This is a genomic window from Shinella sp. AETb1-6, assembly GCF_009826875.1.
GTDB lineage: Bacteria > Pseudomonadota > Alphaproteobacteria > Rhizobiales > Rhizobiaceae > Shinella > Shinella sumterensis.
On the sequence record NZ_WUMM01000003.1, the window covers coordinates 365,931 to 380,613 of the forward strand.

Sequence of the window (14,683 nt, forward strand, 5' to 3'; positions counted from 1 at the left end):
CTCTTCCTGAAGAATGCAAAAGTTGTAAGACAACTGACATCATGACTATCGCCTGTCAAGACGGGCCCGGCGGCCTGCTGCGCCGTTGTATGGAATCTCGCTTGTTGGCGCCCAGTCAACCTCGACCTTGACCCGCCCGGATTTGTCAGACAAGAAAGGACAGGATCAACGATCAAACGAGGCTTACGGTGGAGGAACCTCTGCGCGATTCGCGCACGCTTGCCGTTCAGCTCCGCGACCGGATCGCCGACCTCATTCGCGGGGAGGGGCTGAAGCCGGGCGACAAGCTGCCGACCGAAGCCCAGTTGACCCAACGCTTCAAGATTTCCCGCCCCGCGCTGCGCGAGGCGCTGAAACTGCTCGAGCAGGACGACGTGATCTTTGTCGAGCACGGCCGAGGCCGTTTCGTCTCCGCGCTGTCGGCCGTGCAGGTCGACCGGCCGATCACGGCTTTCGAGAGCGTGACCGACATGGCGCGCCAATACGGCTACCGGCCGGTCAACCGCGTGTTGTCGATTGCCGAGGAGGCGCCGGACAAGCGGGTCGCGGAAAGCCTGCGGCTGGCGCCGAAGGACCGTGTTATCCGCATCGAGCGTATCCGCCTGCATGACGACACGCCCATTCTCTACTGCGTCGACTACCTGCCGCGCGCTCTTGTTCCAGGTCCGCTCTATGACATCGAGTGGAGCGGGTCGTTGCTCGACCTTATGGAACGGTACGGAAATCGCCCGCGCATGTCGGCGGCCAGCGTTTCGGCCGTCATGCTGCCCCAGGACGTGATCGACCGACATGGCCTGCGCGATTTCGGCCCCGCCCTGCTCATCACGGAAACCTGCTTCAACGCTGCGGGCGAACCGGTGAACTACGCCATCGATTATCATCGTGGCAGCCATTTCTCCTTCAGCCTGACGCGCAAATAGCGACCAGACGTTTCACATCAGAGGTGAATATGACCGAAGAGATCAATCGGAAAGTAGCGCTCGTGGCCGGCGGTGCCGGCGGCATGGGAATAGCAATCGCGGCTCGTCTCGCCGCGGCCGGTTACGCCGTCGCCATTGCTGACCTCGCCTCCGAGCGCCTGACCTCGGCGGTGGCGGCGCTGACGGCACAGGGTGCCGACGTGCTCAGCGTGCCACTCGATATCCGCAAGGTTTCCGCCTGCGCGGCCGCCGTCGAAGCCGTCATCGGCTGGCATGGCCGTCTCGACGTGCTGGTCAACGCGGCCGGCGTCTGGCGCGAGGGCGATGCCGTCACGATGACGGAAGACGATTGGGATCTCGTTCTCGACGTCAACCTCAAGGGGGCGTTCTTCCTGATCCAGGCGGCCATCCCGCACCTCGCCGCGGGCGCTGCCATCGTCAACATCGCTTCGGATGCCGGTCTCGTCGGCAACAATGGCGCATCGATCTATTGCGCGTCCAAGGGTGGGCTCGTGCTGCTGACCAAGGCGCTGGCACTGGAGCTTGCACCGCGGCAGATCCGGGTCAATGCCGTTTGCCCCGGCGATGTCGCCACGCCGATGATCGACTTCCAGGCCGAGCGCTATGGCGGCGGCGACCCGGAGGGCTACAAGGCAAAGCTCCTCTCGAACTATCCGCAGCAGGCGGCCGCCCGCTTCATCCGGCCCGAAGAGATTGCGCGCATGGTGGCCTTCCTGTGCGAGGAGAGTGCCGCCCCGATCACCGGTGCCGCCCTTTCGATCGATTTCGGCGTGACGGCCGGCTACTGAGGAGGCGCACATGCAGCGCAAGACCGCGATCATCACGGGGGCGGGCGCCGAGGACGGCATCGGCTTCGCCTGCGCCAGAAGCCTGGCCGAAGAGGGCCTCGCCGTTCATCTCGTCGCCACCAGCGAACGCATCCTCCAGCGGGCGCAGGAACTTCGGGCTGCCGGCTTTTCGGCAACGGGTCATATCTGTGATCTGACCGCGAAGGCTGCGGTCGAGGACCTGCGCCGTGTGACCGGTCCCGCCGCCATCCTCGTCAACAATGCCGGCATGGGAAGTCTTGCGCAGCCGGCATTGCAGCGCGAATTCGTCGATCTCGAGGAGGCCGACTGGGATCGCGGCATCTCCGTCACGCTGAAGACCGCCTTCCTCGCGACCCGCATCTACCTGCCGGACATGCTGGCGGATGGCTATGGCCGTATCGTCAACGTGGCGTCGGTGACTGGGCCCTATGTCGCCAATCGCGGAGAAACGGCCTACTCCGCAGCCAAGGCCGGGATGGTGGGCATGACGCATGCGCTTGCGCTGGAAGCCGGCCCGCGTGGCGTCACGATCAATGCCGTCGCGCCGGGCTGGATCGATACCGGCGCTTCCACCGACGAAGAACGCCGTGCGGCGAGGGCGACACCCTGCGGCCGTGCCGGCCGGCCCGACGAGGTTGCCGCAGCCGTTACCTTCCTTGCCTCGCCGAAGGCCAGCTACATCAACGGCGCCGTGCTGGTGGTGGACGGCGGAAACATCCTGCAGGAAACAAAGAGCTGACGTCCGGCTTCGGCGGACGTTCGGGCGGCATGGAACATCGCGTGGGTCCTCTCGTTTGGGCATCATCCATGCAACAGCCAGGAGACCGGACATGCCCCAGGGAGACAAGTCCGCCTATACCGACAAGCAGAAGCGCAAGGCCGAGCATATCGAGGAAGGCTACAAGGAGCGCGGTGTTTCGAACGATGAAGCCGAGCGCCGCGCCTGGGCTACCGTCAACAAGGATAGCGGCGGCGGCAACAAATCCGGCTCGGGCCGAGGCAAGGCTGACACGAATGCCTCCGCCAAGAAAGGCGGCCGGAAGGGTGGCGCCGCGTCGGCTGATCGCCCTGCATCGGAGCGTTCGGCCAGTGCCAAGAAAGCCGCCGAAACCCGCAAGGAGAGGCATCATTGACGCGACGGGCCTCGTGCCAGCCTAGTCCTGTTTTCGAACGAAACTTGCGTTGCCGAGGCCGGTTCCGATGGTGATTGCGCCCCAATGGTCGACATCGGCCATGCGGGGCACTTCCGACAGGCCCTGAACGACCGCGTCGTTGTGCATGATGACGAAGGTCGGGTGGTCCGCGATCTGCGGGATCGCTTTGCGAAGCGCTTCCGGCAGGTTGAAATGGGTGCTTTCCCAGTTGCCGCCTGGAAGGTTCTGGCCGCCGCGGGCAATCGAACCGTCCGCTGCGATGATCCCGGGACATCCGATGCCGATCACGGGCGCCAGCGCGATCTTCGCCTTCTTCGCCTTGGCGATCAGGTCCTCGATCATGCTGACCAGATAGGCGATGGTCGCGGTGCGTCGCGGTTCGTCCTCGGCGTGACGCCACAGTTCCGATTTCCACACCTTTGCCTTCGAGAAGTCCGGCTTCTCATCGAGGTTGAGCTTCACGATGCCGGCGCGGATGTTGGTCCCGCCGATATCGACGGCAATGATGGCGTCGTGGCCCCGAAGCATCCAGGCCGGAATGAGATGGACCGCGCCGATGAGACCAGCCTTGTCAGGGTGATGCTCGATCGGCAGAACGTCCACCTTCATTCCGGCCGCCTTCAGCAGCAAGCCGGTTCGCGCGATCGCCATAAGGCCCGACAGGCTGTCCTTGAACCCGCCGCCGACCACGATCTTCTTTACGCCCTTCCACGGGTCTTCCTTCATGTAGCGGGTCAGGACGCCGGCGAGCTCCCGTGAAAAATCGTCGATGGCGGAAAGCACAAGGGCAGCCTTCTCCGTTTCGAGCTGGTCCAGAAGGGCGTCGACGTCTTTCTTCGAGAGGTCGCCCGTTGCGATGTCTCCGAGGGGATCCGATCCACCGTCCCGCGCTCGCTTGCGCCAATCATCGAGCATGTCGCGGAAGGCAGACTTATTGGCGCGGTCGCCGATAAAACCGTCCTTGTCGCGGACCTCCAGGTTGTAGCTCGCCACTGTCACCGCCGGCAGATCCTCCGCGCCATGGGCGACGGGCGCCGCACTCCCGTTGCTCTCCTGCGGTTTTTTCTTCTTTGTCATGCCAGCTCCCAGCCCCCGTGACGAAACGCAGAACCCAAATGCGGGGCGATGAAACTTGTTCCGGCACGCCCCCTTGCCGGGCCGGATTTACGATCTACTTGCAATGCCATGACTGAACTGGAGAAATTGCGTCCGTCGGACGCGGCCACCCGCCGTCTCGTTCGCCGCCTCGTCGACGAACCGGAGCGCTGGGCACTCTTCCTCGATATCGATGGCACGCTGCTCGACCTTGCGGCGACGCCCGATGCCATTCAGGTCCCGCTGTCGCTCGCCTCGGATCTCAGCGCCGTTTCGGCCCGTCTCGGCGGCGCGCTGGCGCTCGTGACAGGCCGGAGCCTTCCTTACGCCGATGGCCTCTTCGCACCGCACCGCTTCCCCATAGCCGGGCTGCACGGCGCGCAATTCCGCAGCGCGGATGGCAAGGTGAATGCCGTCGTCGAGACCCCGGCTTTCGCGGCCATCAAGCTGCGCCTGCTGCAGCAGACGGCATGGATGGAGGGCGTGCTGATCGAGGACAAGGGTGCTGCCGTCGCAGCCCATTACCGGCTGGCGCCCGCCTATGACAAGGCGCTCGAGCAGATCATGCGTGCCTTCGCCGAGGAGGCGGGACCGGACTGGGTGCTGCAGCCCGGCAAGATGGTCTTCGAAATCCGGCCGTCGCGCGCCGACAAGGGGGAGGCGGTTGCGTCCTACCTGGAAGAGCCCGTGTTTGCCGGGCGCCTGCCGATCGCGATCGGCGATGATCTCACCGACGAATCCATGTTTGCGCTGGCCAATGCGCGGGGCGGGCAGTCGATCCGGGTCGGCTCGCTGTCGACCGAGACCTGCGCGCTCGCCAAGGCATCCTCGCCCTCCGCGCTCCGCTCGGCACTGGCGACCATCGCGTCGTCAAGCGGCGAGAGGAAGGCTTCGGCGTCGTAGAGGCCGGAACCCAAACCGGCTCTGCGCCTTTCCCTTTGGGACAAGGAGAAAACAATGAAGCACAAATTGCTGGCAAACGACGCAGGTGAACGCACCTTCATCCTGATCCTCGAAGAAGGCGATGAGGCTTTCGCATGTCTCACCGCTTTCGCGCAGCAGGAACGCATCACGGCGGCGTCCGTCACCGCCATCGGCGCTTTCCGGTCGGCGACCATCGCCTTCTTCGAGTTCGAGACGAAGAACTACAAGCGGATACCTGTCGAGGTGCAGTCGGAGGTGCTCAGCCTGATGGGTGACATTGCCGTCGATGACGAGGGCAAGGCGAGCCTGCATCTTCACGTCGTGCTCGGCCTGTCCGATGGGAGCACGAGGGGCGGCCATTTCCTGGAAGGCCATGTGCGGCCGACATTGGAGGTGGTGGTGCGCGAAACGCCGGCGAAATTGCGCCGCAGGCGCCGTGCCGAACTGGGTATCGCGCTGATCGATATCGACCAGGCTTGAAAAGAAGGGCGGAGACGACGGTCTCCGCCCTTCAAGGCCGGCTCACTTGCCGGCGGTGTTGTACTTGGCGTCGACCTCGTTGATGGCGTTGACGTTGCCGGCCGAGCGGCCGTTTTCGTCGAACGTCTGGGCCAGGAAGGCGTCGGCGATGGTCTTTGCGACTTCCGAACCGATGACGCGTGCGCCCATTGTGATGATCTGCGCATTGTTGGACAGCGCCGCGCGCTCGGCCGAATAGGTATCGTGGGTCAGCGCAGCGCGGATGCCGGGCACCTTGTTGGCCGCGATGCACACGCCGATGCCAGTACCGCAGACGAGGATCGCGCGGTCATATTCGCCGGCGATGACGGCGGAGGCGACGCGGTCGGAGAGGGTGGCGTAGAACGCGTCAGGGCCGGCATCGGTACGCGAGACTTCGTGCACTTCGTGGCGGTCCTTGAGGTAATCGGCGAGAACCTTGGCGAGGCCTTCGCCCGCGCTGTCACCGGCAATAGCAAGTTTCATGGTGCAACTCCTTTTCAGATGGTGGCGGCGCAACGCGCCAGGATGTCGAGATAGCCTTCAACCTTCCAGGCTGAGCGGCCGATGAAAAGCCCGTCGATATTCGGGCAGGCGATCAGTTCTTCGCAGTTCTGCGGATTGACCGAGCCGCCGTAGAGGCACGGGATCCGGCGGCCGAGGATATCCTCCGCGACCTTGGCGATTTCGGCATGCCGTGCATCGGCATAGTCGGCAGTTGCCGGAATGCCCTTTTCGCCGATTGCCCAGACGGGCTCATAAGCGAGCAGGACTTCCGATTCCTTCTGTGCGCCCTGGAGTTTTCCGAGGGCGCCGCGAACCTGCTGCGCCAACACGGCGTCGGCATTGCCGCTTTCCCGGTCCGCGAGCGTTTCACCGATGCAGATGAGCGGCACGAGGCCATGGCGCACGGCGGCCTCCGTCTTCAGGCCGACAGCCTCGTCCGTCTCCCCGAAATGCTCGCGGCGTTCGGAGTGGCCGAGTTCGACGAGGTCGAGATTGCAGTCCTTCAGCATGACCGGAGAAATCTCGCCGGTCCAGGCGCCCTCGTCGGCCCAGTGCATATTCTGTGCACCGACCTTGACGGAGGTCTCGGCAAGCAGCGCCTTGACCTCGCGCACCGCGGTGAAGGGCGGGATGATGAAGCGCTGGATGCGGGCATGGCGATCCTTGTCGGCAGCCTTCAGGCCCTCGGCGAAAACCTTTGCCTCGGCCAGCGTCTTGTTCATCTTCCAGCTTGTGCCGACCCAGAAGTTCCGGCCGTCGCTCATGGTGTATTCTCCCTCGTCATTGTGTGCCTCATGCGGAGCTTTCTAGCAGAAGACGAGCGGTTCGCTCGTCGGTGATCAGGCCGTGAAGCTTGTAGCTGTGCAGAACGGCCCGGATGGCTTCGGTCTTGGCCGGGCCGCCGGCAATGGCGACGATGCGATCCCGGCCGGACTCGGTGAAGGAGGCCGCAAGCGTTCGTGCCGTCACGGATGTTTCCAGGATACGGCCCTTGTTGTCGAAGAAGTGGCCGAGCAGTTCGCCGATGCCGCCAAGCGCTGCGATTTCCTCCAGCTCGTCGGCGTGCAGCATGCCGGAGGTGACGAGGTGCGCCTGGCTGTCCACCGTTCCGATGCCGACGATCTTCAGATCGGCGCTGCGGGCGAGATGGAACACATCGCGGACGCCGCGCTGGGCAAGCAACACCTCGCGGTCGTCCTCGGTATTGGCGAAGAAGGGTACGGGCATCACATAGGCTTGCCTGCCGGTCTTTGCCGCAAGCTGATGCATGACGTCATAGGGATTTGTCGCATAATCGCGGGTGAGCCCGCCCAGCAGCGAGACGAAACGCGTATTGCCTGCGCTGATGCGCGGCAGGTGATGGACGGCGGCCGACAGCGTGCGGCCATGACCAAGGCCGATGACGGCAGCTGTGCCGCCCTCGATTTCCCGGCGAAGGAAATCCGCGCCGGCATGGCCGAGCGCCGTCAGCGCAAGCGCATCATCGTCGACATCGGGTGCGACCTCACAGTAATCCAGACCGTAGCGCTCCGAAAGCGCGACCTCCAGGTTGACGCATTCGGCGATATCGCCATCGATGCTGACCTTCACCACGCCCTCGGCCACCGCACGGGAGATCAGCCGGTGCGCCTTGCCCGAGGGAATGCCGAGCCGCTTGGCCACGGCTGACTGGGTGAAGCCCCCGACATAGTGCAGCCAAGCGGCACGGACGGCGAGGGAATCTTCGTTGTCGGTCATCGATGATGTCCTGTCCTGCTGTCATCCCGCGGGGCCGGGTTATTCAGCCTGCTTTCAGATCGGATGCACCGGTATCGATATGGGGCGCCCAGAAGGCAATGCTTTCGGCAATCTGCGGGATGACCTCGCGGTCGTTCGGTTCGCGTTCCTTGAAGGAGAGTTCAAGGCAGATCTCGTTGTCGACCGCACCGCCTTCGGCAAATGCCTTCAGCAACGGTTCCGGCTGGATGCGGCCCTTGGCGTTGAATGCGGCGGTGAACGGCCGGTGGCCGCCCTTGTCCATCAGGCTCTGCTTGATGTGGATGATCGGCGATACCGTCGGAACCGCGCGTGCCCAGGCATAGGGGTCGTAGTCGTCGGGATTGTCGGACGTCACGTCCCCATGGTCGATATCGGCCATCATCCACATGGGAACCGCCATGTTTGCCGCCGTCAGGCGATCCTGCAGGGCGAGGCAGGCGTTGATCGTCTCGCCGAATTCGCGCCCGACGCTCATCGGTTCCCAGAACACGTAGGAGAGGCCGGCGTCCCGGGCGTGGTCGGCGACCTCTGCCCAACAGTCGATGGCGATCTTGATCAGCTCTTCACGACGGACCGGATCATCGTAGTCCTTGTAGGTGAAGATCGCGAACTGGGTGCCGACGGACTGGCCGCCGAGATCGCCGATGATGTCGGCGAAGGTCTTGAACCAGTCGATGTAATAGCGCCGCACTTCAGCGTCGGGGTGGCCGAAATGATTGAGTCGGCCATAGGGGCCGGTCATGCCGGACGTGACACGCACGCCCGTGCGCTGGAGCGCGCGGTCCATCTGTCGCGTCAGGCGGCGGATCGTATCGGCGTTCCAGCTTGGATTGATGAACTCATGGGTCAGCTGAAGATCGCGCAGCCGGAGATCCCGTGCGACCGTATCGATGAGGTCGTCAGGGTCGGCGAAGCGGTTGACGAGCGGATTGGTGTTGAGCGAGAGCGTCAGGGGCATGGTTTTCCTCACGCCGCTGCAAGGCGGCTGGTGCTGAACCAGTCCGCGAAGGCGGCCCGTTCGGCTTCCGTCAGGTGGAGATAGTGCTTGGTGCGGCGATAGAGAATGTCCTGCGCCGTCAGCGCCCATTCGTTCTCGACGAGATAGCGGGCTTCCGCCTCGTAGAGCTGCCCGCCGAAATGCCGGCCGAGGTCTTCGATGCCGGCGGCATTGCCGACGACGGCCTTCGTGCGTGTCCCATAAAGGCGCCCATAGTGCTGGACGAGCTTGCGCGGCATCCAGGGATAGATGTCCCGCAGGCCGTTGGCGAAGGTCTCGTAGTCGGCATTCGGCATGTCGCCGCCGGGCAGGGGCGCCTTCTCGGTCCAGTCGGCGCCCATGTTCGGGAAGATATGTTTCAGGCGGTGCATGCCGCGCTCGGCAAGTTCACGGAACGTCGTGATCTTGCCGCCGAATACGTTGAGCAGCGGTGCGCCGCCGGTTTCGTCGAGATCGAACACATAGTCGCGGGTAACGGCTGAGGGGTTGCCCTTGCCGTCGTCAAAGAGCGGGCGCACGCCGGAGAAGGAATGCAGCACGTCCTGACGGCGAAGCTTCTCCTTGAAGTAGCGGTTCACGGCCTTCAGCAGGTAATCGATCTCCGCCTCGTCGGCGGCAACGTCCTCGGCGCGGCCTTCATAGGCGATGTCGGTGGTACCGATCAGCGCCTTGTCGCCCTCGTAGGGATTGATGAAGATGACGCGCTTGTCATGGTTCTGGACCAGATAGGCGTTCGCGCCCGCCCAGAACTTTGGAACGATGATGTGGCTGCCCTTCACGAGGCGGACATTGCGCGCGGAATTCGAGCCGGCGACGCGGTTGATGATGTCGGTCACCCAGGGGCCGGCACAGTTGACGAGGCACTTGGCGCGGAACGTGCGGGTCTCGCCCGTCACGCTGTTCTGGGTCGTGACGGTCCAGGCGCCATTCTCGCGGCGCGCCGATACGGTGGGCGAGCGGGTCAGGACGACGGCGCCTTTCTCGGCGGCGCCGATGGCGTTCAACGTCACGAGGCGGGCATCGTCCACCCAGCAATCGGAATATTCGAAGCCGCGGGTGTACTGGTCGAGGATCGGCGTGCCCTCGGGATCGCGCTTGAGGTCCAGCGTGCGGGTGCCAGGCAGTTTCTTGCGACCGCCGAGATGGTCGTAGAGAAAGAGGCCGAGGCGCACGAGCCAGGCCGGCCGGTCCTGCGGGCTATGGGGCAGAACGAAACGCATCGGCCAGATGATGTGCGGAGCGGCGTTGAGCAGCACCTCACGCTCGATCAAGGCTTCGCGGACCAGACGGAACTCGTAATATTCCAGGTAGCGAAGGCCGCCATGGACCAGTTTTCCCGAACGTGAGGAGGTGCCTTCGGCAAGGTCGTCCTTTTCGCTCAGCACGACGGACAGGCCGCGTCCGGCAGCGTCGCGTGCGATGCCCGCGCCGTTGATGCCCCCGCCGATGACGAAGAGGTCAATAAGCTGTGGCTCGGTCATATCAGTCTCCTCTGGCGCCGCCGCAGCGGCACGATCATCGTTTTCCTCAGCGCGCGGCAAGGATGTCCCAGGCGGGCGCGATGCCCCGGCGCACATCCGCGTAGGCGGTAAAGAGGCGTGTCATGCGTTCGGACGCTTCCATGTCGGGCTGTTCGGCCGCGCCGAGCTCGGGCGTCACCCAGTTGGCGATGCAGTCGTCCATGGTACGGTAGGCGCCGATGGCGACAGCTGCCATCATCGAGGCGCCTGCGGCTCCGGCTTCTTCGCGCGTGCTGACGCGCACCGGCGCTCCAAGGGCGGCGCCGAGCGTGCGTCGAAGGGAGGCTGACCGGGCTGCTCCGCCGCTCACGCGCAGTTCGGAGGGCAGGGCGCCCATGGCGGCATAACAATCGCGTGTCGCCATGCCGAGACCCTCGACCACCGCGCGAACGAGATCGGGATAGCGGTGGCGGCTGGAAAGGCCCGTGAAATTGGCGCGGGCGCGGGCGTTGACGAAGGGCCCGCGTTCCCCGGCTTCCGAAATATAGGGGTGATAGAGAATGTTGCCCGGCTTGCTTGCCGCAAACCATTGGTCGACGCGGGCGATCATCTCGTCCAGCCCGACGCTGACACCGAATTCGCCCAGCATATCGGCGCCCAGTTGCAGCAGCCAGTCGAGATTGATGGTCGCGCCCATATTGGTCTGGACCTGGGTGACGATGCCGGGAATCGGAAGCGCGATCACATAGCCGGTGCGTTCGGCGTTCAGCACGACGTCTTCCACAGCCGTGGCCAACAGATGAACGCCGGTCGAGCCGATGGCGGAGCAGGCCGCGTTGCGGCCGTCGCTGCGCACGCCGGCACCCAGCGCCGTCATGCACATGTCGACATAGCCAAGACTAACAGGCGTTCCGGCTCTCAGACCCGATGCCGCTGCCGCCTCTGCAGTCAGCTTGTGCGAGGTCTGTGTGCCGTCGATGACCTCGGGCAGCAAGTTGCGTCGGTGCGTAAGACCCAGCGCGGCCAGCACATCCGTATCGTACTGGCGTGTGCGGAAATTGCCGAAGGTGAAGCTGACTTCGGAAGGATCCGTCGCACGCACGCCCGTCAGGTTGAGATAGAGCCAGTCCTTGCAGTGCATGGCCGTTTCCGCACCGGCAAGAAGCTCCGGATAATAGCGGTCCATATGGGCAAGCTGCGTGCCCTGCTGGCAGGTGTTGAGCCCGGTTCCCGTCGCCTCGAATCGGGCGCGGTCCGCATCTGTCGCGGCAAGGCGCTCGACGGTGGAGGCGGCACGGGCATCGAGCCATAGCCACGCGTCCCCAACCGGCCGATTGCCAGCGCCGACGAGCCAGGTGCCGTCGCCCTGGGCGGTAACCGCGATGGCGGCGGTGCGCTCAGCAAGACGCGCGACCTTGTCCGCCAGGCCGCGAAGCGCGCGCGTGCAGTCGTGCCAGGTCTGGTCGAGGGACTGCGTAACGGAGCCGTCGTCGCCTGTCGTGTAGGTGTTGCGCACCGATGCGCTGGCAATCTGGCGACCGTTCAGGCTGAAGGCCACCGCCTTCATGACCGATGTGCCGGCGTCGATGCCGATGATCAGGTCCTGCGCATCAGTCATGGCGCACCCGTGCAACGGCATCCGCCGCGTTGCCTGATCCAAAACAGGGCATTCAGTCCTCCCGACACGTCTTTCCGGAAGCGCGTGGTTTCCTTGACCCGTCGGTGATGCCGCCCCGCAAGGGAAAATAACGCTGATATTCCGTACCTCGATGCAGAAGATAACACAAAGTTATCGCGTGTCGCGGAAAAAATTTCGGGCAATGGAGTTTTTTTCAACGTAGGCGGACGTTCTACGGCATGTGGATTGGAGGCGATTTTCAACGTGTAGGCGCGGCGAGCAGGGTTTTGGGCGCTTCCTCCAACGTCGCCCAATCCTCAGGCGCACTGAATTAGTTTTGTCGATAAATGCATTAATATCAGTGGCATTTTAGATTTTTCTCAAGGTAATTATCCGTCATTCCTCATGCTCTACCGGTGCTGCAAATATCAATGTTTCCTGTGGGTGCGACACGGCGCGCCAATGTGGATTACCGAAAAAAGTCCGATTGACAGCTTGTGTTAAGTTAACATATGTGTTGGGACATATAACGTGCACATACCGCAGATGCGAAGGTTTGTGCAATGCAGCGCGAGGCGGGTGAGGAGATCTGGCCAGCGCGTTCATGGGAGGACGTCGTGACATCTTCTGGTCTTCAGATCCCCTTAAACGGACATCGCGTAAGCGGCGTGCCGCTTCTGTCGTCGTCGTCCTCGCTGAAAACCTCCTCGTTCTATTTCAAGGTCAACGGACATGACTGAAGCCACGCTTTCGAAATCGCCGCAGCCGGCGCGGTCCTATCGCTGGTTTGGCATTGCAGCCGCCATCGTGCTCGTCGGCGCCATGGCCTTCGACACGAAGATCGTGACGATCGGCTCGGACGCCGATGTCCAGGTGCAGAAGTTCTCGCCGGTCGCCTTCGGTGCCGAGCAGTTCCCGATCATCAAGCAGGATGTGGAAGGGCGCGCCGTCGACGCTGTCGAGCTGTCGCAGGCCATTGCGGCCGACAGGAAGGCCGCCGGCGAAAAGTACGGCGTCGCCACGTCCGTCGGGCCCGTCTTTCCCGTGAAGTTCACCGGTGTGCTCGGCGAGCGCAAGGCCAACTACAATGTCGTTGCTGTCGAGGGCCTGCCGGCCGAGCTGACCGTGCGCGTCCAGACCGGGCCGGCACTCAACGGTACAGACCTGCGCGATGCGACGGGCAAGATCGAATTCGGCCAGTTCAAGAACCAGATCGAGTATCAGGATGCCGGTTCCGCCATCAACAACGAGGTGAAGAAGGTCGTTCTCGGCAATCTCGATCCGGCGGCGATCGAAGGCAAGACCGTCACTGTCATCGGCGTCTTCAAGCTGGTCAACCCGAAGAGCTGGATCGTGACGCCCGTGAGGTTCGACGTCCAATGAGCGAAGTTGCCGACATCGGCCAGAAGGGTGACGTCGTCCTCGCTGCACGCAACGTGGCGAAGTCGTACGGCAATATCCATGCCCTGAAGGGCGTGAATTTCGACATTCGCCGCGGCGAAGTGACAACGCTTTTCGGCGAGAACGGCGCCGGTAAGTCGACGCTGATGAAAATCCTGTCCGGCGTGGTGCAGCCTACGTCCGGCGAAATCATACTCGATGGGGAATCCGTCGCTTTCGCGTCATCCTCCCAAGCACGCGACCGCGGCATCTCCATCATCCATCAGGAGCTCAGCCTTGCTCCCAACATGAACGTCCGCGACAACATCTTCATGGGTCGCGAAATCATGACGGCGACGGGCGTGGACTTCGCGGAAGAAGAGCGCCAGACGCGCCTCCTGATGGAAGAGCTCGAAGAGGATATCGATCCTCTGACCCCGGTGGAGGAGTTGCGCCTCGGCCAGCAGCAGATCGTCGAGATCGCGCGCGCGCTGTCCGTCAATTCGCGAATCCTCATCATGGACGAGCCGACTTCGGCACTCAGCGCCTCCGAGGTGGAAGTGCTGTTCAAGGTCATCCGCGACCTGACCGCCCGCGGCGTCTCCATCGTCTATATTTCGCACCACCTCGAAGAGGCATTGCAGATCACCAACCATGCGGTGGTTCTGCGCGACGGCGCCATGACGGCCTATGCCGGGCGCGAGGAAATCGATCTGGAATGGATCGTCCGCCACATGGTCGGCGAGAACTTCGATCTCGGCTCGCCACCGACGGGTTATGAGATGGGCGATGTCGCGCTTTCCATCGAAGGCCTGACCGTGCCCGATCCGGGCGGCGCCGGTTATTCGGTCGTCGACGGCCTGTCGCTGTCCGTCCGCGAGGGCGAGATCGTCTGCATCTATGGCCTGATGGGCGCGGGACGGACGGAACTGCTGGAAACGGCGGCGGGACGGCTCACGCCGACTGCCGGCAAGGTGGTGCTGAAGGGCAGGGACGTGACCGGGCAGTCGATCGCCCAGTGCATCCGCGACGGCCTCGTGCTCGTGCCGGAAGATCGCCAGCGCGACGGTCTGGTGCAGACCATGACCGTTGGCCGCAACCTCTCGCTCGCCAGTATCGGCTCCTTCACCCGCGGCCTCTTCACGTCCGCCGGCCGCGAGCTCGATCTCGTCGGCAACGCGATCCGCAAGGTGCATATCAAGACGGATGGCGGCGACGCGGCGATCGGTTCGCTCTCGGGCGGCAACCAGCAGAAGGTGGTTATCGGCAAGATGCTGGCGACCAATCCTGAAGTCATCCTGCTCGACGAGCCCAGCCGTGGCATCGATATCGGCGCCAAGGCAGAAGTGTTCAAGCTTTTGGCCGAGCGCGCAAAGCAGGGTCTTGCCGTCGTCTACACGACCTCCGAGGTCGGCGAGTGCCTCAGCATTGCGCACCGTATCATCGTCATGCGGCGTGGCCGCATTTCCGCAGAATTCGGTCCCGATGCGACCAAGGAACAGATCATGGCCGCCTCCGGCGAAGCCGTGCATGCCCATTAGG

15 protein-coding genes are annotated in these 14,683 nt (G+C 63.6%); 8 read left to right on the forward strand and 7 right to left on the reverse strand.

Going from position 1 to position 14,683, the window contains the following annotated elements; all coding sequences use genetic code 11:
* Nucleotides 1-188 precede the first annotated feature (188 nt).
* From GR158_RS07315 to GR158_RS07330, 4 genes are all read left to right on the forward strand, one after another.
* Nucleotides 189-920 (forward strand): GntR family transcriptional regulator, encoded by a 732-nt coding sequence (locus GR158_RS07315; RefSeq protein ID WP_160870552.1) that lies wholly within the window; start codon nucleotides 189-191, stop codon nucleotides 918-920.
* 29 nt (nucleotides 921-949) lie between these two features.
* On the forward strand, nucleotides 950-1,729 hold the full coding sequence (locus tag GR158_RS07320; protein WP_160870553.1) for an SDR family NAD(P)-dependent oxidoreductase: 780 nt from the start codon (nucleotides 950-952) through the stop codon (nucleotides 1,727-1,729).
* Nucleotides 1,730-1,739: 10 nt separating this feature from the next.
* Entirely contained in the window at nucleotides 1,740-2,489 is a 750-nt protein-coding gene (locus tag GR158_RS07325) for an SDR family NAD(P)-dependent oxidoreductase (RefSeq protein WP_160870554.1), read from the forward strand.
* Between the two features lie 91 nt (nucleotides 2,490-2,580).
* Complete coding sequence (locus GR158_RS07330) at nucleotides 2,581-2,883, forward strand: plasmid stabilization protein (protein WP_134648761.1); 303 nt, start codon at nucleotides 2,581-2,583, stop codon at nucleotides 2,881-2,883.
* Between the two features lie 21 nt (nucleotides 2,884-2,904).
* Here GR158_RS07330 and GR158_RS07335 read toward each other — a convergent pair whose 3' ends face one another.
* Entirely contained in the window at nucleotides 2,905-3,981 is a 1,077-nt protein-coding gene (locus GR158_RS07335; RefSeq protein WP_160870555.1) for an ROK family protein, read from the reverse strand.
* A gap of 108 nt (nucleotides 3,982-4,089) precedes the next feature.
* Between GR158_RS07335 and otsB the strand changes: the two genes are divergently transcribed.
* Together otsB and GR158_RS07345 are read left to right on the forward strand one after the other, a co-directional pair.
* Nucleotides 4,090-4,902, forward strand: coding sequence for a trehalose-phosphatase (gene otsB / locus GR158_RS07340; RefSeq protein ID WP_160870556.1), 813 nt, complete (start codon nucleotides 4,090-4,092; stop codon nucleotides 4,900-4,902).
* A gap of 54 nt (nucleotides 4,903-4,956) precedes the next feature.
* Nucleotides 4,957-5,403: a PPC domain-containing DNA-binding protein gene (locus GR158_RS07345; RefSeq protein WP_160870557.1), complete on the forward strand. Its 447-nt coding sequence runs from the start codon at nucleotides 4,957-4,959 to the stop codon at nucleotides 5,401-5,403.
* 42 nt (nucleotides 5,404-5,445) lie between these two features.
* Here GR158_RS07345 and GR158_RS07350 read toward each other — a convergent pair whose 3' ends face one another.
* The 6 genes from GR158_RS07350 to GR158_RS07375 are packed head-to-tail and all read right to left on the reverse strand — an operon-like array spanning nucleotide 5,446 to nucleotide 11,761.
* Nucleotides 5,446-5,907: an RpiB/LacA/LacB family sugar-phosphate isomerase gene (locus GR158_RS07350; RefSeq protein ID WP_134648765.1), complete on the reverse strand. Its 462-nt coding sequence runs from the start codon at nucleotides 5,905-5,907 to the stop codon at nucleotides 5,446-5,448.
* Between the two features lie 14 nt (nucleotides 5,908-5,921).
* The gene (locus GR158_RS07355; RefSeq protein WP_160870558.1) at nucleotides 5,922-6,692 is read right to left on the reverse strand and encodes a triose-phosphate isomerase; all 771 of its coding nucleotides are present in this window, start codon (nucleotides 6,690-6,692) and stop codon (nucleotides 5,922-5,924) included.
* 28 nt (nucleotides 6,693-6,720) lie between these two features.
* Complete coding sequence (locus GR158_RS07360) at nucleotides 6,721-7,665, reverse strand: sugar-binding transcriptional regulator (RefSeq protein ID WP_160870559.1); 945 nt, start codon at nucleotides 7,663-7,665, stop codon at nucleotides 6,721-6,723.
* A gap of 43 nt (nucleotides 7,666-7,708) precedes the next feature.
* Nucleotides 7,709-8,644, reverse strand: coding sequence for a sugar phosphate isomerase/epimerase (locus tag GR158_RS07365; protein WP_160870560.1), 936 nt, complete (start codon nucleotides 8,642-8,644; stop codon nucleotides 7,709-7,711).
* A gap of 8 nt (nucleotides 8,645-8,652) precedes the next feature.
* Nucleotides 8,653-10,164: a glycerol-3-phosphate dehydrogenase gene (locus GR158_RS07370; RefSeq protein ID WP_160870561.1), complete on the reverse strand. Its 1,512-nt coding sequence runs from the start codon at nucleotides 10,162-10,164 to the stop codon at nucleotides 8,653-8,655.
* Nucleotides 10,165-10,210: 46 nt separating this feature from the next.
* On the reverse strand, nucleotides 10,211-11,761 hold the full coding sequence (locus GR158_RS07375; protein WP_160870562.1) for an FGGY-family carbohydrate kinase: 1,551 nt from the start codon (nucleotides 11,759-11,761) through the stop codon (nucleotides 10,211-10,213).
* A 732-nt stretch (nucleotides 11,762-12,493) separates the two neighbouring features.
* Here GR158_RS07375 and GR158_RS07380 point away from each other — a divergent pair.
* Nucleotides 12,494-13,144: a DUF2291 family protein gene (locus GR158_RS07380; RefSeq protein ID WP_134648771.1), complete on the forward strand. Its 651-nt coding sequence runs from the start codon at nucleotides 12,494-12,496 to the stop codon at nucleotides 13,142-13,144.
* Complete coding sequence (locus tag GR158_RS07385) at nucleotides 13,141-14,682, forward strand: sugar ABC transporter ATP-binding protein (RefSeq protein ID WP_134648772.1); 1,542 nt, start codon at nucleotides 13,141-13,143, stop codon at nucleotides 14,680-14,682. Before GR158_RS07380 ends, GR158_RS07385 begins: the two co-directional genes overlap by 4 nt.
* Nucleotide 14,683 lies beyond the last annotated feature (1 nt).